Source organism: Rhodoplanes sp. Z2-YC6860 (assembly GCF_001579845.1).
Taxonomy (GTDB): domain Bacteria; phylum Pseudomonadota; class Alphaproteobacteria; order Rhizobiales; family Xanthobacteraceae; genus Z2-YC6860.
The window spans coordinates 6,710,838-6,733,488 of record NZ_CP007440.1 but is presented as its reverse complement, the minus strand read 5'-3'; the positions used below and the strand labels follow the sequence as shown (position 1 = coordinate 6,733,488).

The 22,651-nt window shown below is 65.6% G+C and carries 19 protein-coding genes; 14 read left to right on the top strand and 5 right to left on the bottom strand.

Annotated features, from left to right (window positions below; translation table 11 throughout):
• Nucleotides 1-24: 24 nt before the first annotated feature.
• From RHPLAN_RS31430 to RHPLAN_RS31400, 7 genes are all read left to right on the top strand, one after another.
• Entirely contained in the window at nucleotides 25-1,263 is a 1,239-nt protein-coding gene (locus RHPLAN_RS31430; protein WP_198164584.1) for an FAD-dependent monooxygenase, read from the top strand.
• On the top strand, nucleotides 1,260-2,180 hold the full coding sequence (locus RHPLAN_RS31425; protein WP_068026883.1) for a D-alanine--D-alanine ligase: 921 nt from the start codon (nucleotides 1,260-1,262) through the stop codon (nucleotides 2,178-2,180). The genes RHPLAN_RS31430 and RHPLAN_RS31425 overlap by 4 nt, the downstream gene beginning before the upstream one ends.
• Nucleotides 2,147-3,121 carry a cell division protein FtsQ/DivIB gene (locus tag RHPLAN_RS31420; RefSeq protein ID WP_068026880.1) on the top strand — a complete coding sequence of 325 codons (975 nt, stop codon included), beginning with the start codon at nucleotides 2,147-2,149 and terminating at the stop codon, nucleotides 3,119-3,121. The genes RHPLAN_RS31425 and RHPLAN_RS31420 overlap by 34 nt, the downstream gene beginning before the upstream one ends.
• 26 nt (nucleotides 3,122-3,147) lie before the next feature.
• Nucleotides 3,148-4,434 carry a cell division protein FtsA gene (gene ftsA, locus RHPLAN_RS31415; protein ID WP_068032129.1) on the top strand — a complete coding sequence of 429 codons (1,287 nt, stop codon included), beginning with the start codon at nucleotides 3,148-3,150 and terminating at the stop codon, nucleotides 4,432-4,434.
• A 112-nt stretch (nucleotides 4,435-4,546) separates the two neighbouring features.
• Nucleotides 4,547-6,280 (top strand): cell division protein FtsZ, encoded by a 1,734-nt coding sequence (gene ftsZ / locus RHPLAN_RS31410; RefSeq protein WP_068026877.1) that lies wholly within the window; start codon nucleotides 4,547-4,549, stop codon nucleotides 6,278-6,280.
• 473 nt (nucleotides 6,281-6,753) lie between these two features.
• Nucleotides 6,754-7,725, top strand: coding sequence for a UDP-3-O-acyl-N-acetylglucosamine deacetylase (gene lpxC / locus RHPLAN_RS31405; protein ID WP_068026874.1), 972 nt, complete (start codon nucleotides 6,754-6,756; stop codon nucleotides 7,723-7,725).
• Nucleotides 7,726-7,872: 147 nt separating this feature from the next.
• Nucleotides 7,873-8,778 (top strand): outer membrane protein assembly factor BamD, encoded by a 906-nt coding sequence (locus RHPLAN_RS31400; protein WP_068026871.1) that lies wholly within the window; start codon nucleotides 7,873-7,875, stop codon nucleotides 8,776-8,778.
• Nucleotides 8,779-8,781: 3 nt separating this feature from the next.
• Here the strand turns inward: RHPLAN_RS31400 and RHPLAN_RS31395 are convergent, their stop codons facing one another.
• Nucleotides 8,782-9,702: an ABC transporter substrate-binding protein gene (locus RHPLAN_RS31395; RefSeq protein WP_198164583.1), complete on the bottom strand. Its 921-nt coding sequence runs from the start codon at nucleotides 9,700-9,702 to the stop codon at nucleotides 8,782-8,784.
• A 204-nt stretch (nucleotides 9,703-9,906) separates the two neighbouring features.
• Here RHPLAN_RS31395 and RHPLAN_RS31390 point away from each other — a divergent pair, with 204 nt between their 5' ends.
• Both RHPLAN_RS31390 and RHPLAN_RS31385 read left to right on the top strand, forming a co-directional pair.
• Complete coding sequence (locus RHPLAN_RS31390) at nucleotides 9,907-10,815, top strand: ankyrin repeat domain-containing protein (RefSeq protein WP_068026865.1); 909 nt, start codon at nucleotides 9,907-9,909, stop codon at nucleotides 10,813-10,815.
• Between the two features lie 156 nt (nucleotides 10,816-10,971).
• Nucleotides 10,972-12,360, top strand: coding sequence for an autotransporter domain-containing protein (locus tag RHPLAN_RS31385; protein ID WP_068026861.1), 1,389 nt, complete (start codon nucleotides 10,972-10,974; stop codon nucleotides 12,358-12,360).
• A 14-nt stretch (nucleotides 12,361-12,374) separates the two neighbouring features.
• Here the strand turns inward: RHPLAN_RS31385 and RHPLAN_RS31380 are convergent, their stop codons facing one another.
• Both RHPLAN_RS31380 and RHPLAN_RS31375 read right to left on the bottom strand, forming a co-directional pair.
• Nucleotides 12,375-12,953, bottom strand: a complete 579-nt coding sequence (locus RHPLAN_RS31380) for a c-type cytochrome (RefSeq protein WP_068026858.1) — start codon at nucleotides 12,951-12,953, stop codon at nucleotides 12,375-12,377.
• Nucleotides 12,954-13,066: 113 nt separating this feature from the next.
• Entirely contained in the window at nucleotides 13,067-14,776 is a 1,710-nt protein-coding gene (locus tag RHPLAN_RS31375; protein ID WP_068026855.1) for a pyrroloquinoline quinone-dependent dehydrogenase, read from the bottom strand.
• A gap of 345 nt (nucleotides 14,777-15,121) precedes the next feature.
• Here RHPLAN_RS31375 and RHPLAN_RS31370 point away from each other — a divergent pair, with 345 nt between their 5' ends.
• Both RHPLAN_RS31370 and RHPLAN_RS31365 read left to right on the top strand, forming a co-directional pair.
• Nucleotides 15,122-15,532 (top strand): hypothetical protein, encoded by a 411-nt coding sequence (locus tag RHPLAN_RS31370; RefSeq protein ID WP_157100623.1) that lies wholly within the window; start codon nucleotides 15,122-15,124, stop codon nucleotides 15,530-15,532.
• Between the two features lie 212 nt (nucleotides 15,533-15,744).
• On the top strand, nucleotides 15,745-16,761 hold the full coding sequence (locus RHPLAN_RS31365) for a type 2 periplasmic-binding domain-containing protein (protein WP_068026849.1): 1,017 nt from the start codon (nucleotides 15,745-15,747) through the stop codon (nucleotides 16,759-16,761).
• 17 nt (nucleotides 16,762-16,778) lie between these two features.
• Here the strand turns inward: RHPLAN_RS31365 and RHPLAN_RS39905 are convergent, their stop codons facing one another.
• The gene (locus RHPLAN_RS39905) at nucleotides 16,779-17,765 is read right to left on the bottom strand and encodes a histidine phosphatase family protein (RefSeq protein WP_157100622.1); all 987 of its coding nucleotides are present in this window, start codon (nucleotides 17,763-17,765) and stop codon (nucleotides 16,779-16,781) included.
• Between RHPLAN_RS39905 and RHPLAN_RS31355 the strand changes: the two genes are divergently transcribed.
• Nucleotides 17,742-18,596: a Bug family tripartite tricarboxylate transporter substrate binding protein gene (locus tag RHPLAN_RS31355; RefSeq protein ID WP_157100621.1), complete on the top strand. Its 855-nt coding sequence runs from the start codon at nucleotides 17,742-17,744 to the stop codon at nucleotides 18,594-18,596. The two genes, RHPLAN_RS39905 and RHPLAN_RS31355, sit on opposite strands and share 24 nt — an antisense overlap.
• Nucleotides 18,597-18,599: 3 nt before the next feature.
• Here the strand turns inward: RHPLAN_RS31355 and RHPLAN_RS31350 are convergent, their stop codons facing one another.
• On the bottom strand, nucleotides 18,600-19,301 hold the full coding sequence (locus RHPLAN_RS31350; RefSeq protein WP_068026838.1) for a class II aldolase/adducin family protein: 702 nt from the start codon (nucleotides 19,299-19,301) through the stop codon (nucleotides 18,600-18,602).
• Between the two features lie 267 nt (nucleotides 19,302-19,568).
• Between RHPLAN_RS31350 and RHPLAN_RS40295 the strand changes: the two genes are divergently transcribed.
• Both RHPLAN_RS40295 and recN read left to right on the top strand, forming a co-directional pair.
• A complete protein-coding gene (locus tag RHPLAN_RS40295; protein ID WP_198164582.1) occupies nucleotides 19,569-20,264 on the top strand; it encodes a hypothetical protein in 696 nt (231 codons plus the stop codon).
• Between the two features lie 429 nt (nucleotides 20,265-20,693).
• Nucleotides 20,694-22,367: a DNA repair protein RecN gene (recN, locus tag RHPLAN_RS31340; RefSeq protein WP_068032128.1), complete on the top strand. Its 1,674-nt coding sequence runs from the start codon at nucleotides 20,694-20,696 to the stop codon at nucleotides 22,365-22,367.
• Nucleotides 22,368-22,651 lie beyond the last annotated feature (284 nt).

Here is a 22,651-nt window from a genome sequence, read left to right as displayed (position 1 = left end):
TGGCTGGTGATTCGCGGAGCGGCAGTGACGCGCAATTCGGAACCAGTACTGGTGGTGGGGGGCGGCCTCGGTGGGGCCGCCGTATCGCTTGCGCTCGCGCGCAAGGGCTTCCGCGTGCGCCTGATCGAGGCGGCGCCGGAGTTCGGCGTCATCGGCTATGGCATCCAGCTTGGGCCGAACGTGTTTCCGATGTTCGACCGGCTCGGCATCACCGGTGCCGTGATGAAAGCCGCGCTGCGGCCTCGCGGCGTCCGGATGCTCGATTCGGTCGATGGCGAAACGATCGGGCACTTTCCGACCGGCGCGTCTTTCGTCGAGCGTTTCAAGCACCCCTATATCGTGATCCATCGCGAGGACCTGCATCGCATCCTGCTCGACGCCTGTGGTGCCGAACAGAATGTCGAGATGATGCCGAACACCGCGGTGACCGCCTATGAAGATCAGGGCGGCCGCGTGCGCCTCGCGATCAAGGATGGCCGCACGATCGAAGGGGCGGCCCTGATCGGCGCCGATGGCCTTCGTTCCACAATACGCCAGCAGATGCGCAATGAAGGCGAGCCGCGCATCATCGGCTATGTCGCCCATCGCACCATCGTGCCGATGTCGAGCGTGAACTTCGACGTCAACCGCGACGACGTCGTGCTATGGTCGGGCGATGGCTTCCACATCGTGCACTATCCGCTGCGCGACAAGACGCTTTTCAACGTCGTGACGGTGTTCAAGACCTTGAACGCGCAGCCGAGCGATACCGAAAGTCCGCATCCCGACCTCGCTCACGTCTATCGCGACTCGCATCCGACCATGCGGAAGCTCTGGGCCATGATGGACTTGAGCCGCCGCGGCTGGGTGTCATCGGATCGCGACCCGATCCGGCATTGGAGCAAGGGTCGCGTAACGCTCCTCGGCGATGGCGCACACCCGACGCTGCAGACGCTGGCGCAGGGCGCCTGCATGGCGATCGAAGACGCGGTTTGTCTCGCCGAACTGATCGGCATGGCGGACGGCGATTTCGAAGGCGCCTTCAAGGAATACGAGCGGGCCAGATACGTGCGCACCGCGCGGGTGCAGTTCGAGTCCCGCTATCACTGGGACAACTGGTACCACGTCGGCGGCATCGAGCGCGAAGTCGCGCGAGATATCTGGTCGCGCAAGACCGAGCAGCAGATGTTCGACTGTCTTTCGTGGCTCTACGACGGCTTCGCGCTGCCAAATCCTCCAGGGAAGAGTCCTAAACAGAACGGGTCGCGGGAGAAGGCGGCATGAGCAAACACGTCGCCGTTCTCATGGGCGGCTGGTCGGCGGAGCGCGAAATAAGCTTGCGCTCGGGCCGCGCCTGCGCCGACGCGGCGGAGCGTGCAGGCTTCCGCGTCACGCGCGTCGATGTCGGCCGCGACATCGCAAACGTGCTGACAACGCTGAAGCCCGACGCGGCGCTCAATGTGCTGCACGGCCGGCCCGGCGAGGACGGCACGCTGCAGGGCATCCTGGAGATCCTCGGCATTCCCTACAGCCATTCCGGTGTGATGGCCTCCGCCGTGGCCATGCAGAAGGACGTCGCCAAGGTGGTGATGAAGGCCGGCGGCGTTCCGGTGCCGGACGGCAGGGTCGTGTCGCGCCACGAGGCCGCCAAATCCCACCCGCTGCCGCGCCCCTACGTGCTCAAGCCGATCGCAGAAGGCTCCAGCGTCGGTGTGTTCATCGTCACCGAGCAGCATGAGCACCCGCCCCAGGAACTGACCCGGGAGGATTGGGCCTTCGGCGAGCAGGTGCTGTGCGAACGCTACATCCCCGGCAAGGAACTGACCTGCGCGGTCATGGGCGATAAGGCCTTGGACGTCATCGAGATTGTGGCTGCGACCCAGTTCTACGATTTCGAGGCGAAATACGCTCCGGGCGGATCAAAGCACGTTTTGCCGGCAAAAATTTCACCTTTTGTTTACCAAGAGGTCCGAAGACTAGCGCTCAAGGCGCATTACGCCCTCGGTTGCCGAGGCGTGACCCGCGCTGACTTCCGCTACGACGATCAGGCCGCGGGGACGGAGGGCTTGGTCTGTCTTGAGGTCAACACTCAGCCCGGCATGACCGAAACTTCGCTCGTGCCTGAGCTTGCGGCTTACGCGGGCGTGAATTTCGAAGAGCTGGTGCGATGGATGGTCGAAGACGCATCGCTGAATCGGTAAGCGGCGGCGCCATGGCGCGGCCTGCGACCGGCGCTGTGCCGCCCTCCCGGCACGCGCGGGCGCGTTCGGCATTGGGGCTTGGCGCTGCGAGGTTCAGCCGCTTCATGCGCCGCTGGGTCGGCCCGGTGCACTGCTGGCAGCTTCCGACCGGTGCAGGCCTCGCCGCACTCGGTACATTCTTTATCGCCACTGCGGCCTTCGGCGTGGTGCGTGGCGGCCATGTGCCGGAGGTCGTCGACGAACTCCGCGATTGGCGCGATGCCGCGGCCAATGCGGTGGGCTTCCGGATCACCTCGATCGCCATGGCAGGCCAGAAAGAGTTGACCCGCGAGGAGGTCCTGACGATTGCCGGCATCACCGGGCACACCTCACTCCTGTTCCTCGACGCGGCCGAGGCGCGCGCCAAGCTGAAAGAGAACCCCTGGATCGCCGAAGCCAATGTGCTGAAGCTCTTCCCCAGCCGGTTGCACATTACCGTCACCGAGCGCGAGGCCTTCGCGCTCTGGCAGAAGGACGGCAAGGTTTCCGTGATCGCGAGCGATGGCGAAGTGGTCGAGCCCTACGTCAATCAGCGCTTCGCGAGGTTGCCGCTGGTGGTCGGCGAGGGCGCAGGTGCTCGCGCCAAGGAGATCGTGGCGCTGCTCGACAACTATCCGCTGGTGCGGGACCAGATGTACGCGGCGGTGCTGGTCGCCGAGCGGCGCTGGAACGTCGTGCTCAAGAACGGCATCGAGGTGCGGCTGCCCGAGACCGACAACGACAAGGCGCTCGGCACGCTGGTTCAGCTCGACCGTGACAACAAGATTCTGAGCCGCGATATCGCGGTCGTTGACCTTCGCCTGCCTGACCGCGTCAGCGTTCGCCTGTCGGATGAAGCTGCCGCGGCCCGCGCCGAGGCGCTGAAGGCCAAGAATCCCAAGAAGAAGGGAGGCGCGGCTTGAGCCTCGAGGACGGCCTGACGCCAAAGATGAAGCCGGTTTCGCCGCGTCGCTCGGCGATTGTCGCCGCCCTCGACATCGGCACCAGCAAGATCGTCTGCCTGATCGCCCGGCTGAAGCCGCAGCATCCGCAAGAGGTGCTGCGCCGCCGAAGCCACGGCATCGAGATCCTGGGCGTCGGCCACACCGAAGCCCGTGGCATGAAGGGCGGCGCCGTCATCAACCTCGCCGAGGTCGAGGAGGCGCTGCGCCACGCCGTCGATCTCGCCGAGCGTGACGCCTCGGTGCAGCTCGAATCCGTGGTGCTCTCGGTATCGTCCGGCCGCCCGTCGAGCGAATTCTACGCCGTGAACGTCAATGTGGCAGGATCGAGCGTCGCCGATGGCGATATCTCACGCGCCCTTGCGGCCGGCTGTCATCATTCGGTGCGTTCCGGCCGCGTCGTGCTGCACTCGCTGCCGATCGGCTTCGGCCTCGACGGGGTGCGCGGGGTGGGTGAGCCGCGCGGCATGCTGGCGCGCGAATTCGGCGTCGACATGCATGTGGTGACCGCCGATGCTGCCGCGGCGCGGAACCTGATGCTCGCGGTCGAGCGCTGCCATCTTTCGGTCGAGACCATGGTTGCGGCGCCTTATGCCGCGGGACTCTCCGTCATCGCCGATGACGAGTCCGATATCGGCGCCGCTCTGATCGACATGGGCGCAGGGACCACCACGGTGTCCTTGTTCTCCGGAGGCCGCTTCACCCATTGCGACGGCTTCGCGCTCGGCGGCAATCACGTGACGATGGACTTGGCACGCGGCCTGAACGCTCGTATCTCTGATGCAGAACGAATCAAGACGTTCTACGGCAGTGTGCTCGCCGGAGGCTCCGACGAGCGCGACATGATCACTGTACCGGCGGTCAATGACGACGACCGCGAGCCTCCTCAGTTCGTATCTCGTGCGAGTCTGGTGCGTATCATCAAGCCGAGAATCGAAGAGATTCTCGAGATGGTCCGAGACCGCCTTGCGGCTTCGTCCTTTGCGAACGAGCCGCGGGCACGTGCAATTCTCACCGGGGGTGTCAGCCAATTGACCGGACTGCCCGAGCTTGCCGCGCGAATCCTGAATCGGCCGGTGCGCATCGGCCGGCCGCTCGGCATTGCGGGCCTCCCGGAATCCGCCAAGGGCCCGGCGTTTGCCGTGGCCACGGGCCTGCTGGTCTATCCGCAGGCCGCCCACCTCGAACACTTCGAACCGCGGCGAACGCGGCAGCTCATGACAGGGACTGGTTACATCGCTCGCGTCGGACGATGGCTGAGGGAGAGCTTCTGATGAGCTGGCTTTCCAAAAACCTGAACCGCGTTCCCATTACCCGAATCCCGCCGGGGGCAGGCCGGCGTGACCTGGCGCCGTCGCTGAACGTGCGCCCAAGCAAGAGGCAATCATGAGCATCAACCTGAAGATCCCCGATATCCGCGAGCTCAAGCCGCGGCTGACCGTGTTCGGCGTGGGAGGGGCGGGCGGCAACGCCGTCAACAACATGATCTCCGCCGGGCTTCAGGGCGTAGATTTCGTGGTCGCCAACACCGACGCCCAGGCGTTGGCCTCGTCGAAGGCCGAACGCGTCATCCAGATGGGCGTGCAGGTGACCGAAGGTCTCGGCGCAGGCTCCCAGCCGGATGTCGGCCGCGCCGCAGCCGAAGAGGTGATCGACGAGATCCGCGATCATCTCTCGGGCGCGCACATGGTGTTCGTCACCGCCGGCATGGGCGGCGGCACCGGCACCGGCGCTGCACCGGTGGTCGCCCGTGTGGCGAAGGAGCTCGGTATCCTCACGGTGGGTGTCGTCACCAAGCCGTTCCACTTCGAGGGCGGCCGCCGCATGCGCTTTGCGGAAGCCGGCATCCTCGAGCTGCAGAAATGCGTCGACACCCAGATCATCATCCCGAACCAGAACCTGTTCCGGGTGGCGAACGAGAAGACCACCTTCGCCGACGCCTTCGCGATGGCCGATCAGGTGCTCTACTCGGGCGTGGCCTGCATCACCGACCTGATGGTGAAGGAAGGCCTGATCAATCTCGACTTCGCCGACGTCCGCGCCGTCATGCGCGAGATGGGCAAGGCGATGATGGGCACCGGCGAAGCCTCCGGCGAGAAGCGCGCGCTGCGCGCCGCCGAAGCCGCGATCGCCAATCCGCTCATCGACGACGTGTCGATGAAGGGAGCCCGCGGCCTTCTGATCTCGATCACCGGCGGCAAGGACCTCACGCTCTATGAAGTCGACGAAGCCGCGACCCGCATCCGCGAGGAGGTCGATCAGGAAGCCAACATCATCGTCGGCGCGACCTTCGACGAAGGCCTTGAAGGCATCATCCGCGTCTCGGTGGTGGCGACCGGCATCGATACGATCGTGCAGGCGCAGCGTCCGCCCGGCGAGACCCGTCTCGCCGAGCTCACGCAGCGGCTGCGCTCCGACACGCAGCGCCTCGCCGAGCGCGTCCATCACGAGCAGCAGCAAGCGCCGCAGCCGCAGCTCCGGGCACCGGCGGCACAGCCGGCGCCGGTTGCCGCGGCGCCTCAGCCCGCGCCCCGTCCTGCTTTCGAACATGGCGCGACCGCGGCTGTTGCTGCAGCCTTGCAGCCCGCGCCCGTGATGGAGGACGTCACCGTCCGTCCGATCGCGCCGACCAAGCCGTCGCTGTTCGTGGAGCCGGTGATGGCCGAGCCCGCGCCGCAGGAGATGCCGAAGGCGTTCATCCCGCCGGAGCCCGAGCGGGCGGCGCGCGCGCCGCGCATGCCGCGGCTCGAGGATCTGCCGCTGCCGGCGCAGAACCAGCTTCGCGCCCGTCACGCCGACCCGGCTGATGCCGGTCCAGAGAAGCAGCGCCTGTCGCTGTTGCAGCGGCTCGCCCAGGTTGGGCTCGGCCGCCGCGACGACGCCGAGGCGCCGGCCGGAGCGGCCGCCCCGGAACCGGTGCGTCAGGCCATGCCGCCGCTGCCGGTGCGCCAACCGCCGCGGATGCCCGATCCGGTATCGGAATACGCCAAGCGGCCGCAACCCGCTCCGACCGCCCCGCAGGGTCTCGACATGCACGGCCGCCCTTCGCTTCCGGTGCAGAAGCCTGTGGATGACGATCAACTTGAGATCCCGGCCTTCCTTCGCCGCCAGGCGAACTAGGCCGGAACCTCAGAGGGCTGAAACATTAAGACGATCCCGGCCTTGCGGCCGGGATCGTCACAAGAGAGACCATCTGCTCCCGGTCGCCCCCGACCGATCGCCCAAATCAAGTTATTGAAATATCTTGGGTATCGGATTCTTTCGCGCGCCCGCCTTGCCATCGTTGGAAGGCATGCCCCATAACCGCTGACGGCTTTCCGGACATCGTTTCCTGACTTTACCAGTCGCGTTTTGGGCCGCTTTGCGGCGATTTAGAGGTAACAGTCAGTAAGAAAGCGTGAGTTGGCGCGAAATCCAGCTAGGGTTAAATTGTTCGCCAGTAAGGGGGATTTGCCGCTCATGGCGGGGGGATCAGCGCCATCCAAGGCGCACGGGGTTTCTCCGACGTTTTTGGCAAAATCGGGACTCAAAGCCCCCTGAATGCGCACGTTGCGCAGACAGGTGCTTTGAGGTGAGGCAGCACAGACTATCGCATGAAGTCCGGTAGACAGACCACGCTTCGCCAGCCGACCGCAGTCAGCGGTATCGGTGTCCATTCCGGTCTCCCCGCGACCCTCACCATTCTTCCGGCCAAGGCCGATGCCGGCATCGTATTTGTGCGCTGCGGCGTTGGCGGTCAGCCCGACCGCGAGGTGCGCGCGAACTTCCGCGCCGTCACCGCCACCGAATTCCAGACTGTGCTGGGTGACGCCCACGGTCCGCTGTGCTCAACCGCCGAGCATGTGCTCGCCGCGCTGTCCGGCCTTGGCATCGACAATGCGGTCATCGAGATCGATGGACCGGAAGTGCCAATCATGGACGGCAGCGCCGCGCCGTTCGTCGAGGCGATCGATCGCGCCGGCATCGTGACGCTGAATGCGCCGCGCCGTTACATCCAGATCCTCAAGCCCATTCGCGTCGTCAAAGGCGAAGCGTATGGCGAGCTGCGCCCGAACGAGTATGGCTTCCGCGTCGAGCTCGATATCAACTTCGATCATCCGCTGATCGGCCGCCAGGGCGTGGCCTATGATGTCGACGCCGCGACCTTCCGCCGCGAGCTGTCGCGCGCACGCACCTTCGGCTTCATGCGCGACGTCGCCAAGCTCTGGAGTGCAGGTTACGCGCTCGGCGCTTCGTTCGAGAACACGCTGGTGGTCAACGAGAGCCGCCTGCTCAACACCGAAGGCCTGCGTTACGCCGACGAGTTCGCCCGTCACAAGGCGCTCGACGCGATCGGCGATCTGGCGCTCTCGGGCGCGCCGCTGCTCGGCACCTATCGCTCGGTCTGTGGCGGTCACAAGCTCAATCACGCGGTGCTGTCGGCGCTGATGGCCGATACATCCGCCTGGGTGCTGGTCGATGGGCCGTCCCCCGTCCGGCAGGAGACTCCGCGCCGCGCCATCCGCGGCCATGCCGACCTCGCCACCGGTCTGGCCGCTCCGGCCTACGGCCCGGACGTTTCCTGAACCAAGACGTGTCTTAACCGAAGGCGTATCCTGATAAGGACCTGCCTTAATCCGGGCCGATTGTCCGCATAAACGCTCGGTCAACCATTGTTTTCCAAAACATGTGGTGCGCGGAAATTCGGGGTGCGCGCAGGGGCTTTCCGATCGATGCAGTGGCGTAACGCACCATCCAAGGCTTCCGAGGCGAAGTCTTCACGGCACGGCATGACGCTTGCGCGTCTGGCGCTGGTGCTTGCGCTCGCGTTGCCGATGGGCGCGTGCTCGAGCTTCTCCAACCTGTTCAACAAGGAAGAGGCCGTCGCGCCCGACGAGCCCCCGGAGAGGCTCTACAATGAGGGCGTCTTCCTGCTCGACAGAAAGCAGGATTACAAGGAAGCGGCCAAGAAGTTCAGCGAGGTCGAGCGCCAGCATCCCTATTCGGACTGGGCGCGCAAGTCGCTGCTGATGACGGCCTATGCCAATTACGAGGCAAAGGAATACGACGAGTCGGTCTCGGCCGCGCGGCGTTACGTGACGCTGCATCCGGGCAGCCCCGACGCGGCTTACGCGCAGTTCCTGATCGGCTCGGCCTATTACGAGCGCATCCCCGACGTCACCCGCGATCAGGGCCAGACCGAGAAGGCGATCGCAGCGCTGGAAGAGGTCTCGCGCAAATATCCGGATTCGGAATACGCGCAGAATGCCAAGCGCAAGATCGAGATGGCCCGCGACCAGCTCGCCGGCCGCGAGATGTCGATCGGCCGCGATGAGCTCAACCACAAGCGCTATGCCGGCGCCATCAACCGCTTCAAGATCGTGGTCACGCAGTATCAGACCACGCGCCACGTCGAAGAGGCGCTGCTGCGCCTGACCGAGTCGTATATGGCGCTCGGCGTGGTGGGCGAGGCCCAGACCGCCGCGGCCGTGCTCGGCCACAACTTCCCGGACAGCCGCTGGTACCAGGACGCTTATCGTCTGGTGAAGTCCGGCGGCTTCGAGCCTGAGGAAAACAAAGGCTCGTGGATCAGCAAGGCGTTCGCGAAGATTTCGCCGTTCGCCAAGAAGAACAGCTGACTCTCAGCGCCGCAGACGCGGCCGCGCTACTCCACCACTTCGTCGGCGATTGCCATCAGGCCGGACGGTACCGTGAGCCCGAGCGTTCGCGCGGTGGTGAGGTTGATCACCAGTTCGAACTTTGAGGCCTGCAGCACTGGCAGGTCCGCAGGCTTCTCGCCCTTCAGCACGCGGCCTGCGTAGATTCCGGTCTGGCGCGCGACATCCCTGGCGATCGCCCCATAACTCAGCAGGCCTCCGGCGGCCACGAACTCGCGCTGCACCGACATGCTCGGCATCGCGGCGCGTTGTGACAGCGCCACGAACTGTCTGTGCATGCTGTTGAGCACGGCATCCGCCGATGACCACGGCATTGCTGCCCTTGAGCATATCGGACGCGAAGGCCAACTCGATCTCGCGCTCGTTGCCTGCATTGAGCGCCGTCACTGTCATGCCCAGCGTCAGTGCGGCCTCCTGCATGTCCTTGATCTGCGCCGCGCTTGACGGATTGTTGGGGTTGACGATCAACACAATGGTTCGGGCGTTGGGCAGCAGCTCCCGCAGCAGACCGAGACGTTTGCCTCCAAGATTGTTGGCGAAGAACGAAACGCCGGTGGTGTTGCCGCCCGGCCGGTTGAGGCTTGTGACGAAGCCCTGGGCTACGGGATCGTTGCCGGCGTAGAACACGATCGGGATCTTTGCGGTGGCGGCAATCGCTGCGCGCGTCGCCGCATCCGAAAACGGTGCGATCACGGCAACCTTTCGCGCCACGAGGTCGGCGGCGAGGCCGGGCAGGCGGTCGAACTTGCCCTCCGCGAAGCGGAATTCGATCGCGACGTTACCTCCTTCGACAAAGCCTGCTTCCGCCAGGCCGGCACGGAAGCCGTCCACCAGATGAGCGTAACCGCGGGGTTCTGCCGTGCTGAGAAATCCGATCACCGGCATCGCGGCGTCCTGCGCGTGCGTCTCCGCGGGCCACGGCGCCAAGGGCCAGGCTGCCATCGCGCCGCCGGCACATTTGAGAAATTGACGCCGCCTCATGTCCATCCCCCGACCGCGGCATCGTAGCCAATCCGACGTGGCGGCCGGAAGGCCTCGCGGCTTGGTTTGTCCGCGCTATAGTTGAGCCACCAAGCGGAATCCCAGCCGATGCTGCGTTGGATCGCGCATGTCGTATTTGGATTGCTCGCCGTTTCGCCGCTGCAGGCGGCGGAGTCCGGCGCTTGTCGTGAGATCGAAGCCAAATACGACGCCACCCGGCGGCAGCTCACCTCGCTCGAGATCAACCAGACGCTGTTTCTCGCAACCGACACCGGCTGCGAGGGCCTCGCCCGCCGCCTGCTCGACGAAGGCGCGTCGTTGCTGGCGAAAGACCGCCTGGGCGCGATGCCGCTGTCGCATGCCGCCCGAGAAGGGCGGGCCAATCTGATCGGGCCTTATCTCGACAGGGGCGCGGCCATCGACGCGCGCAATCTGTTCGGCGCGACCGCGCTCTATTACGCCGCCGACACCGAGCGGCCGCGGATCGTGGCGCTGCTGCTGGAGAAGCGAGCCGACCCCAACCTCGCGGGACGCTCGGGCGTGACGCCTTTGGTGGCAGCGGCATTCAAAGGCAACGACAGGATCGTGGAGCAATTGCTCGCCGGCGGAGCCGATCCGAAGATCGTCGATCAGACCGGCAAGGCTGCGATCACCTACGCGGCGGCGCGCGGCTTTGCCGACGTGGTCCGGCGGCTGCTCGACGCCGGTGTCGCCGCCGATGCGCGCTACGGCAACGAGCTCACGGCGCTGATGTGGGCTGTCGGCCATGACGAGGGCGTCGGAACACGGGCCACCGAAGCCGTGATCGGGCTGCTGCTCGATCGCGGCGCGCCGATCGATGCCGCTGACAACCGCGGCCGCACCGCGCTGATGATCGCGGCCGAGGTCGGCGATGCCGCGGTGGTGGAACTGCTGCTGAAGCGCGGCGCCGATCGTGCGCTGCGCGACCGGCAGGGCAAGACGGCGCTTGATCTGACCGTGAACGAGGCGGTGCGGCAGAAGCTCGATACAAAGTAATCAGGGGACTTGCCGCTACGACCGTGGACCATGAACGGGTTCTGGTGTGAAGATGAACGCTGTAGCGTCCGGTCGGCTGCCAGGAAATCAAGAATTGCGCGGGGCTGCGCAACGCTTGAAGGGGCCGGGCCGGCGGTTCGGGGATGGGGGCGTCAGTTGGATTGCGTTCGTTGGATCGCCCGCAAGGCGCTGGTGTCATGCCTTGCGCTGGCCGCTATCGGTGGTTTTGCGTCCTACGCATCTGCCTGCACCTCAGTCGATTCGATCTCGCCGTCGAGCGGTCCCGCGAGCGGCGGCACCCCGGTGACGATCACCGGGTCGGGATTCGCCTGTCACGATCTGACCAGCGTGAAATTCGGTGGCGTCGAGGCCACCGCAAAGAACATCGTCAATGACACCACCATCACCGCAACGACGCCGCCCGGAACCGGCACGGTCGATGTGACGGTGACGCTGGACAGCGGCACCTTTACGCTCCCGGCCGCCTTCACCTATTCGGGCGGCAAGAGCAATAACGCCAGCCAGAACCTCGACACGCTCCAGACGACCGGCACCAAGACCGCTGCCCAATTTGCCGGCGACGCGATCAGCGGTGCGGTGGGTGGCGCGATCGGCAATGCATTTTCTGGCGGCGGCGCGCCGGTTTCGGTCGGCCCCAACGGCGTCACCGTCAATTTTGCGGCGGCGCCGGAGCGTGACTCCCGGGTGCAGCAGGCGTTCGATGCGCTGGCCTATGCCGGCAATATCTATAAGGCGCCGGCGGCGCGCGCGATGCGCGAATGGAGCGCCTGGGCGGACGTGCGCGCCACGGGCTTCGATCGCGACGATGCGGTGTCCGGCACACATGGTCATCAGCTCAACGTCACCGCCGGTGTCGGCCGGATGGTTACTCCCGATGTGCTGGTCGGTCTGTTCGCCGGCTACGAACGCTCGAGCTTTACGATCGCCTCGATCACCGGGAAGTTGACCGGTGACGGCGCCACGGTCGGCGCCTATGCGGGCTGGCGTCTGACCAGCCATTGGCGCGCCGACGCGCTTCTCGGCTGGTCGCGGTTGTCCTATGACGCGAGCACGACCGGGGCCGCCGGCTCCTTCGACGGTTCGCGCTGGCTGACCTCCGCAGGCCTCACCGGCACCTATCGCCTCGCCTCCGTCGTCCTTGAACCGTCTGCGCGCGTCTACGCGCTGTGGGAACGGGAGGACGCCTGGACCGACAACATCGGGGGGCTGCATGGGGAGCGAAACTTCTCCGTCGGTCGCGTCAGCAGCGGCGGCAGGATATTTTTTCCGTGGCTCACGGCGTCGGGCATCCTGCTTGCGCCTTATGTCGGCTTCTATGGCGACTGGCGGTTCTCGTCGGACAGCGCGCTGCCGGTGTCGGCAGCCAATGCCGGTATCAAGGACGGCTGGTCCGGACGCGCCGTCACCGGTGTGACGGCGAACATGGGTTCGGGCCGCACGCTCGCTCTCGGCGGCGAATGGGGCGGGATCGGCGCGGGCTATGATTTGTGGACCGTCAACGCGCGGGCGGCGTGGGCCTTCTAGGCCGGCGGCAGACCCTAGCGCCCGGCCAGATACTCGGCCATCGGCGCGAGCTCGTCTTCGGGCGTGGCCAGCATCAGATCCGACATGCCGGGATTGTTGCCGCGCTTCCGGTTGCGGAAATCCAGCATGGTTCGCAGCAGATAATCCTTCCACTGCCCGGCGAGCCGCGGCTGCGTGCCTTCGCCCTGGTATTCGCCCTGATGGCACCCGGTGCAGGCCACCGCGGTGTTGGTGCGCTGCGCGCGGGCTGCGACGTCCGCCGGCGCCTGAGGCTGGCCGAGCGCGGGCCACGGCTGTTTCGAGAAATACTCGGCGAGCGCCAGCATGTCGGGACGCTCGAGCATCTGTGCGACCGGCGCCATGCGGTCGTCCTTGCGCGCGCCCGACTTGTAGTCGCGCAGCTGGAAATAAAGATAGCCCTGGGTCTGGCCGGAGATGACCGGGGTGTCCTTGTCGATCGGAACGCCCTTGTCGCCGTGGCAGGCGGCGCACAGCTCCACTTTCTCTTCGATCGATTGCGCGGCAGCAAGGCGCGGCACGATCGCGAGCGTCATGACCGCGAGCGCGCCAACCGATGTCGTCCAATTCTTCATGCACCATGCCTTCGTGCACATGTGTCCGGCATCTTATCACGCCGGGTCATGGAAAAGGCGGGGCCGATTGCCGGCCCCGCCTTCGCGTGTTCGCGACCGAACGCCGGCCGCGCTCAATCCAGCGTGAACGCGATGATGGCGTTGCCGCGCTTGTAGTCGAGCTGCACGTTGCCGCCCGCCGCCACCACGACATACTGCTTGTTCCCGATGCTGTAGGACGACGGCGGCGCATTGACGCCGGCGCCCGCCTGGAAGGTCCACAGGATCTTGCCGTTCTTGGCGTCGTAGGCGCGGAACCGGCCGTTGCCTTCGCCGGCGAACACCACGTTGCCGGCGGTGGCGAGGATGCCGCCGATCATCGGCTGCGGCGTCTTCACCTGCCATTTGATCTTGCCGGTGTTGTAGTCGACCGCGGTGATGTTGCCCGACTGCTGCTCGCTCGGGATCACCTTGAAGGCGCCGCCGAGCCACAGCTTGCCGCCGGGGTAGGGCGTGCTCTGCACATGATAGGTCATCGGCTGGTGCAGGTTGATCGCGTAGGTGAGGTTCAGACCGGGGTTCACCGTCATCGGCGACCATTCCACGCCGCCGTTGGCGCCGGGCAGCATGCGCGCGCCTTCCGGCGTTGGCAGCACCCACATGTTCTCCTGCGGCACCATCGCCTCGGAGTAGCGGATCAGGCTGCAGTCCTTGCGGTCGTGCACATAGACGTGTCCGGTCTTGCCGCCATGGATCACGCCCGGAATGGTCTTGCCGCTCTTGTCCTTGACGTCGACCAGGATCGGCGGGCTGACCGCGTCGAGGTCCCAGACATCGTGGGCGATGTATTGGAAGTGGCATGCATACTTGCCGGTGTCGAGGTCGAGTGACACGAGCGAGTCGGTGTAGAGGTTGTCGCCCGGGCGCAGCGAGCCGTCGAGATCGGGCGACGGATTGCCGACCACGAAGTAGATGCGGTTGGTCGCGAGATCGACCGCCGGGTTCTGCCACACGCCGCCGCCGAGCGTCTTGAAGGGATCGCCGATCTCGGCGAGCTTCTTCTTCTCGGCCGCGATGTCGCGATGCATGTCACGGCCGGTCGCGTCCTTCTCGGCCCACACGCCAACCGAATTTTCCGGGACGGTGTTGAAGGTCCAAAGCAGCTTGCCGTCCTTGGCGTCGTAAGCCTTCACGAAGCCGCGGATGCCGTATTCGCCACCATTGGTGCCGATTAGGATCTTGCCGTTGACCGCGGTCGGCGCCATGGTCTCGCTGTAGCCGAGCTCGGCGTCGGCGAGGGTCTGGCTCCAGACCGGCTTGCCGGTCTTGGCGTCGAGCGCGACGAGCTTGGCGTCCAGCGTCGCGACATAGACCTTGTCGTCATAGACGGCGACGCCGCGGTTGTTGGGTCCGCAGCAGTAGACCGTGATCGGCCCCATCGGGTGCTTGTAATGCCACAGCTCCTCGCCGGTCGCGGCGTTCAGCGCATAGACATGGCTGAACGAGGTGGTGACGTACATTACGCCGTTGACGACGATCGGCGACGTCTCCATCGACTCTTTCACGTCGGTCTGGAAAACCCAGGCCGGGCGGAGTTTGCCGACGTTCGAGGCGTTGATCTGCTTGTTCGGATAATAGCGCTGCTGTGTGTAGTCGCCGTTGGTGTGCAGGAAATTCTTGCCGTCGCCGGCCGCCTTGGAGAGCATGTCCTGCGATACCGGCGTGACGGTGGCGCTGGCTGTAGCCTTCTGAGTTTCCTGTTTGATTTCTTGGGCCGCCGCCACGCCCGCCGCTGAAATCATGAGCGCTGCGGCAAATGCAATAAGCCTACCCCCTCGCGTCATTTCATCCTCCCGGTTCGCAGATGTTATGAGCAGAACGGAATAGTTCCGCGGAAAGCTTCGCTCCGGGTTCCATCGGCGTCAAGGTATCGGGCGGCCCCCGCTTGGCTGGACGTCGCCCTTCAATTTTTCTGGGAGCGGCCTATCGCGGTCCGATCCGAAAGCAGGATCGCAAAGCGTGACATGATCGGATGCGCCGTGACGGAACCCGCGAGTGTGCAAAGTCACACCTCATGCACCGCCATACGATCCTACCCACGCCCGACATCATCCGTCTGTACGATGCAGCCGTTTCATCGCGAGCCGTTTGCGGCTCTTCGTTTTGATAAAAATTTGAGGGAGCTTTGCATGTCTAAACTTTTGCTTCGCACCGGTTTGCTCAGCGTCGCGATCCTTGCAGCGATGACCTTGCCGGCCGCCGCCTTCAAGAAGGTGAACATCGGAACGCGCACCAAGGAATACATGATGGACCTCTGCACCGGTCCAGGCCGCCAATATGTCGAGGGTCAGGGACAGTACGGCTGCATTTCAAATTGCGGGAATGAGAACAACACGAGCGATGCCTGCGGGATCAACTGCAGTGAGAAGGACAACCAATGCTACGGCTGGACGCCGAGCAAGCGCGTCGTCCGCTCGGATGCCATTCTCGGTCCGAGGCGAGACTGGTTTGAAGGCGGCTTCGGCACCACGCCGTCGTGGTCCGCCCCGGCTGGTGCGCCGTGGTGGTCACGGCCGGTGTCGACAGGCCGGATGAATTGACAAGCACGAGCGGCACGCGAGGCGGATGGCTGCACGGTCATCCGCCTCGGCGACAAGACTGGGTCCCAGGGGAAGCGGGGACCCAGGGCGGAGAATTCCGACGCTTCGATTTGTATGGATCAGACTCTAGGAGAACAGAGTTCCTTTAAGCGAACATATCAGGCACCGCGGCGAGCGGAATTTGCTACCGTTGTGGATCATTGGGGGTCTTTATGATCCGAGCCTTGATCGCAACGCTTGCACTCGTTGTCATCGCGCTGTCATGCGCGGCCTCCGCAGCAGCCGAGGATTTCTACGCCGGCAAGCAACTGACCCTCATCGTCGGCGCCGGTCCCGGCGGCGGCTACGATCTGCAAGCGCGGGTGGTGGCGCGCCATCTCGGCCGGTTCATTCCCGGCAATCCGACCGTCATCGTGCAGAACATTCCGTCGCGGATCGCGGCCGCCAACAACATGTTCAGCACCGTTGCCAAGGACGGCACCGTCATCGCGCTCCTGCAGCGTGGTGTGCTGCTGGCTAAGCTGATCTATCCGTCCGGCGTGCGCTACGAGATCGAGAAATTCCACTGGCTCGGCAGCCTCAACAGCGAGACCGCCGTTTCGCTCGCCTGGCACACGGCGCGGGTCAGGAGCACAAAAGATCTGTTCGACAAGGAGCTCATCGTCGGCGGCATCACCGGCGTCGACCCGGAGACCACGCCGCGGCTCTACAACAGTTTGATCGGAACGAAATTCAAGGTGGTCAACGGCTACAACAGCACGGCGGCGATCGCGCTCGCGGTCGAGCGCGGCGAAGTGGAGGGCATCGCCGACTGGTCGTGGTCCTCTCTGAAAGCGGTGCGGCCGCAATGGCTCGCCGAGAAGAAGGCGACCTTGCTGCTGCAAGGCGCGCTGAAGAACGAGCCGGAGCTGGGCCATCTGCCCAATGCGCTCGACTTCATCAAGAACGATGCCGACCGCAAGGTGCTGGAGCTGCACTTCACACAGAAGACCGCGGCGCGGCCGCTCATTGCGCCGCCGGAGGTTCCGCCCGAACGCGTCGCGCTGCTCCGTGCGGCGTTCGAGGCTCTGGCGCGCGATCCGGCGTTTCTCGCCGAGGCCCAGCAAGCCAAACTCGAATTCGACTTCGTGCCGGGTCCCGAGATCGACAAGGTGGTGGCGCAGATAGCCGCGACCGCGCCCGAGATCGCCGAACGCTACGCCAGGGCGTTTTCGCCGGACGGGAAATGAGGCGGCCGGTCGGCCCCTTACAACGCCGATTCCTTCGAGGCGGTGGAGCTCTGCCTGAATTGGATCCGCCCGTCGCGGTCCGGGTCGGCGATGACCATCGATCCGGTCACAAGCGACATTCCAGTCAGGGCCTTGATGTTGCTGCTGTGAGTGACGACGAGCAGCACACCGGGCCCGTGCCACTCCCGGATGATCTTGCGCTCTTCATCGAGCAGCTCAGCCGCGTGGGCCTTGTTGAAATCCAGGTTGTCGAACGCAGGCTCCGGCTTCACCCGCGACAGCCCCAGCATCTCGGCGGTCTCGAGCGTCCGGCACCAGCGCGACGAAATCACCGAACGCACGTTGAACGCCTGCGCGCGAATGATCGCGCCCATTTCGCGCGCTTCGACGCGCCCCTGGGCGCTGAGATTGCGCTGCGTGGAGCAATCGCTGAGCGCGAGCTTGCTATGTTCCTCGCGTCCCGGCGCATCGCCGTGCCGCATCAGCAACACGATGTTTTGCCGCGAGAGCGGCCTGGTCGGGATATCGCCAAAGACGAAGAATGCGCCGATCACCATCAGCGCGGTGATCGCGCAAGCGGCTGCCATGCCATAGATCCAGATGCGCTCGGAGCCGCGGAAGGCGATCTGGGTGAGAGTTGAAGGCTTCATGGCGGATGCGCAGGGTTGCCGTTGACGCTCAAAATCCGCCGCGATGCGTTGCGGCAGGTTTGACAATAATTGGGTTCCATGAAGTTCGGCTTTTTCGATAAGGTTCAATTGCGCAGGATGCGGTAGCGATCGGTTAACCAGAAGGTCCTCGCAATGTTGGTCCGCCCGGTGGGATGGCTCGGAAGCCTCATTGTGCTGGCGCTGCTGGCCGTGTCTGGAGACGGCTGGGCGCAAACCCACGCTGAAGATGTCGCCAGCTTCGCGGGCAAGACGATCAGGATCGTTGTCGGAATGCCGCCGGGCGGCGGTGTCGATGCCTATGCGCGCCTGGTGCAGCGTCATCTGGACAGGCATCTGCCGGGCTCGCCGTTGGTCATCGTGCAAAACATGCCAGGCGCGGGCTCCATGCGCTCGGTGATGTCACTTGCCGCCGCTCCCGAAGACAGCACCGCGATCGTCACCTTCAGTTCGTCGTTGCTGACGGAATCGGTCCTGTTTCCCGAGCGGGTGAAGATCGACTTCCGGGCCTATGGCTTCCTTGGCAATCTCGGTGAGGACGGCCGCATCTGCTTCGTTCGCCCGGCGCTCGGCGTGCGCGATCTCGCAGGCCTGAAGGCGCGGGGCCGGCTGGTGTTCGGCGCGACCGCGGCAGGTACCTCCGGCAATATCGATGCCGCGATGCTGCGCAATCTGTTCGGCCTCGATGTGCACATCGTCAACGGCTATGCCGGCAGCGCCGCGAAGCGGCTCGCTTTCGAGCGCGGCGAAATCGACGGCGATTGCGGCGGCGTTACGTCGCTGCCGTCCGACTGGCTGCCTTCAGGCAAGATCGCCGTCTTCATGCGGTTGTCGCCCGAGCCCGCGCCGGGGCTCGATCCTGCGGTGCCGTTCGGCGGCGCGTTGCTGACAAGCGACACGGATCGACGCGCCTATGATTTCCTGGTGACGCCACAGCGCCTTGGCCGGCTGTTCGTCACCTCCGGCAAGACCAGTCCGGCGCGGCTTGCGGCGTTGCGCGAGGCGTTCGGCCGGATGATGGCCGATCCAAAATTTCTCGCCGACGCCGGCAAGCTCAATCTCAGCGTTGTGCCGACGAACGGTGAGCAGGTCGAACGCGACATCGCCGCGCTCTACGCCACGCCGCGCGAGATTCTGGCTCGAGCGAGAAGTGCCGCAGGCGAGTAGCTCTCACAGCAGCCCGGCCTGCGTTGCCTTGGCGCGATAATGCTCCCAGGTCTTGGCGACGCGATAATCGTTGCGTGCGAAGCTCACCTTGAGCAGTTCAACCTCCTCGGGCGTGATCGGCTTGAGACGGCCCAGCGTCGACGCGTGCACGGTGCTGCGCGCGTTCTCCTCCATTTCGAGGCTGTCCAGAAACACCTCGGGCACGCTATTGACCGCGATCACGCTGCCATGGGCGCGCAACAGGCAATAGCGATGCTTGCCGAGAGTCTTCGCGACAGCGTCGCCTTGCTCGACAGTGCGGATGTGAGTCGGATCCGGATGGCAGGGGCAGCCAATGAACCGGAAGCCGTAGTTGCGGATCGCGATCATCGGGCGATCCACCATCGTGAACAGCGTCGACATCGGCGGATGGCCGTGTCCGACCGCCTGGACGTCGTCGCGATGCCGGTAGACGCCGAGATGAATCGCGGTCTCGGTGGGCGCCGGCCCTTTGCCTTCCAGCACCGTGCCGTCGAGATCGACCACCAGCATCTCGTCCGCGGTGACGGCCGCGCGGCTCGCGTCGCGCGGCAGGATCAGAATGCGTTTGGTGCCGGGAATGCGTGCGCTGACATGGCCGCTGTAATCGATCAGGTCCGCCATCACCATCATGCGATGGCAGTCCGCCAGTTGCTGGCGGATCGTGGCTTCGCTCAGTTGCGTCATATCGATGAGGTCCGAGTTTGTCGCGGCCGGGATGACGTTGGCATGCTAGCTGCGGCGTTGCGGGCCTGACAAGTTGTGGCCGCCACGCTGTCTTCCGCCCGGCGGAACAAGCCTTCGATTCTCCAACTTGCGTTGATGACGCGGTCCATCGGCGATGAATGAATTGTCAGCGCCGTTCCAACGCGCACGATCGACACGCGCGTGCGGAACGAACGAACAGCATGACGATTGATTGAATTACCGGGGGGATAATCCAGAGGATCCCTCATGCTCAAGAGTACAGTACTTGCACTAGCGACCGTCGCGACGGTCACGATGGCAACCGGTCCGGTGCGTGCGATGCCAAACACTGGCGGAGCACTCCGCGACGCGGTGGATGCGAACGGCCTGGTCGAACAGACCGCGCTTTATGTCGTCGGAGGCCGGCGCTACTGCTTCGCCTTCGACGGCTGGCATGGACCCGGCTGGTATCGCTGCGGCTTCGCGTGGCGGCGCGGGCTGGGCTGGGGCGGCGTCTATGGCTGGCGTGGCTGGGACTATGGCCCGGCAGCGCGGCGCTTCGGCGGGCGCCTTCATGGCGGCGCGACCTTCAGCGAAGGCCGGCGCTTCGATCGCGGCGCGACAATCCGCGAAGGCTCGAGGTCCCGGGAAGGCATGACGACTCGCGAGGGAGCCAACGTGCGCGAGCGTAGCAGCATCCGTGAGGGCGCAGGCGAGCGCGGCAATGTCCGTGAAGGCGCGACAATTCAGCAGCGCGGCTCGCGTACCACCACCGGCGCCGGTGGACGTATGGAAGGCGGCGCGAATGTGAGAGGCGGCGCGAGTGGCGGTGCCAACGTGAGAGGCGGTGCCGAAATGCGCGGCGGCGATGGCGCGGCGGGTGCCGGAGCCGGTGCGGCCGGTGGTGCCGGTGTTGGCGGCGGTGGCGGAGCCCAGGGCGGCGGTCGCGGCGACCGGCAGTAACTGAGCGCTGCACCTGGATCAGACCGCGCGGAGACCTGTGGGTCCCCGCGCGGTTTGTCGCGTGCGGATGCTTGACGGATATTGATGTTCCTGTTATGTTCTTATTCCGTCCTGGCGTGAGTCAGGGCCTGGGCGGACCTGAGACAGAGCGACAAAAAGCTGGCCATCCGCGCGAACGCATCACGTGGAGCCGGGGACGCTTGTCCGAAGGAACTTTAGTCGAATTGGTCAGTGCGAGCCGGAATGCGACGGAGAGGCAACGTGACCGACATTGATACGCACGCGCTTTACGGCCGCGATCGCGAGCCGTCGACAGCAGGACGTTCGCCGTCCCGCTGCGGTGAGCCCCTTGTCCTTGTGCCGCAGGAGCGGGATTCGGTCGTGCCGTTCCGCCGGCGCGGGAGCCAGACCAAGCGCGAGCAGCAGGCCATGCTGGCACGGCTCTCGATCCGGGACATCGTGCTGATCGATCGCCTCGATCTCGAGTTTGCGTCGGGCCTGTCGGTGCTCACGGGCGAAACCGGCGCCGGCAAATCGATCCTGCTCGATGCCTTTGCGCTGGCGCTTGGCGCGCGCGGCGACGCCACGCTGGTGCGTCAGGGCGCCGAACAGGGCCAGGTGACCGCGATGTTCGAGCTGCCGCCCAAGCATCCGGCGCGCACGCTGCTCGCCGAAAGCGACATCGCCGCGGATGAGGCGCTGATTCTGCGCCGCGTGCAGTTTGCCGACGGCCGTACGCGCGCCTTCATCAACGACCAGCCGGTCAGCGTTCAGGCGCTGCAGACCCTGGGCGCGGCTTTGGTCGAGATCCACGGCCAGCACGACGCGCGTGCGCTGGTCGATGCCGGCACCCATCGCGGCCTGCTCGACGCCTACGGGCGGCTGGAGGACGACGCGCACGAAGTCGAGACGCTCTGGACGGCGCGGCGTCAGGCCGCCGACGCCGTGGTGAAGCACCGCGCCGACGTCGAGCGCGCGGCGCGCGAGGCCGAGTGGCTGCGCCATGCGGTTGCCGAGTTGCAGAAGCTTGCGCCCGAGCCTGGCGAGGAAACGGCGCTCGCCGAGCGCAGGGCTTCGATGATGCAGGCCGAGAAGGTCGCGGGCGATCTCCGCGAAGCTTACGACGCGGTGGCGGGCCAGGCCTCGCCGGTGCCGGGGCTCTCGGCCGCGGTGCGGCGTCTCGAACGCCGCGGCGCCCAGGCGCCGGGGCTGGTCGAGCCCACCGTGAAGGCGATCGATGCGGCGTTGAACGCGCTCGACGAGGCAAGAGACCATCTCGACCAGGCGCTGCGCACCGCCGATTGCGACCCGCACGAATTGGAGCGCATCGAGGAGCGGCTGTTCGCGCTGCGGGCTGCCGGGCGGAAATACAGTTCGCCGGTCGACAATCTGAGTGCGCTGGCCGAGCGTTATTCGTCCGACGTGGCGCTGATCGACGCGGGCGCCGACAAGCTTGCGGCGCTGGAGAAGGCCGCGGCGGAAACCGACGCGCGCTTTGCCAAGGCGGCCGCAGCGCTGTCGGTGGCGCGGAAGAAAGCCGCCGAAAAGCTCGACAAGGCGGTCAACGGCGAATTGAAGCCGTTGAAGCTCGAACGCGCCAGGTTCAACACGCAGATCGACAGCAACGCCAAGTCCCCCGGGCCGAACGGCATCGACCACGTCGAGTTCTGGGTGCAGACCAATCCAGGCACGCGGCCGGGGCCGCTGATGAAGGTCGCTTCGGGCGGCGAGCTCGCGCGGTTTCTGCTGGCGGTGAAGGTGGTGCTGGCCGATCGCGGCTCGGCCCCAACTCTCATTTTCGACGAGATCGACACCGGCGTCGGCGGCGCCGTGGCGGATGCGATCGGGCTGCGGCTTGCCCGGCTTGGCGGCAAGGTGCAGGTCGTCACCGTGACGCATGCGCCGCAGGTCGCGGCGAAAGCCGAGCGGCACTACCTCATCACCAAGGACATGATGGACAAAGGCAAGCGCGTCGCGACGCGTGTCACCGAATTGGCCGCCGCGCGGCGGCGCGAGGAGATCGCGCGGATGCTGGCCGGCGCCGAGATCACCGAGGAGGCCCGCGCCGCGGCCGAGAAGCTGATCCGGGCGTCGGCGGGATGACGTGACGTTGGTGCAAGGGCGCTGTCACCCTCCCCTGGAGGGGGAGGGTCGCGAGCGAAGCGAGCGGGGTGGGGTGATCTCACAGCAGTCACCCCACCCCGATTGCTTCCGCTACGCTCCAGCAATCGACCCTCCCCCTCCAGGGGAGGGTAGGCGCCGCCGATGCCGCAACAGAAGCGACGAACGCGAAAACAAAAAGGGCTCCCGATGGCGGGAGCCCTTCTGACAAAAAGGAGAGGGATCCTCGTCGCCGAGGACCCCTCTTGGCACAGGGCCGTTGTGGC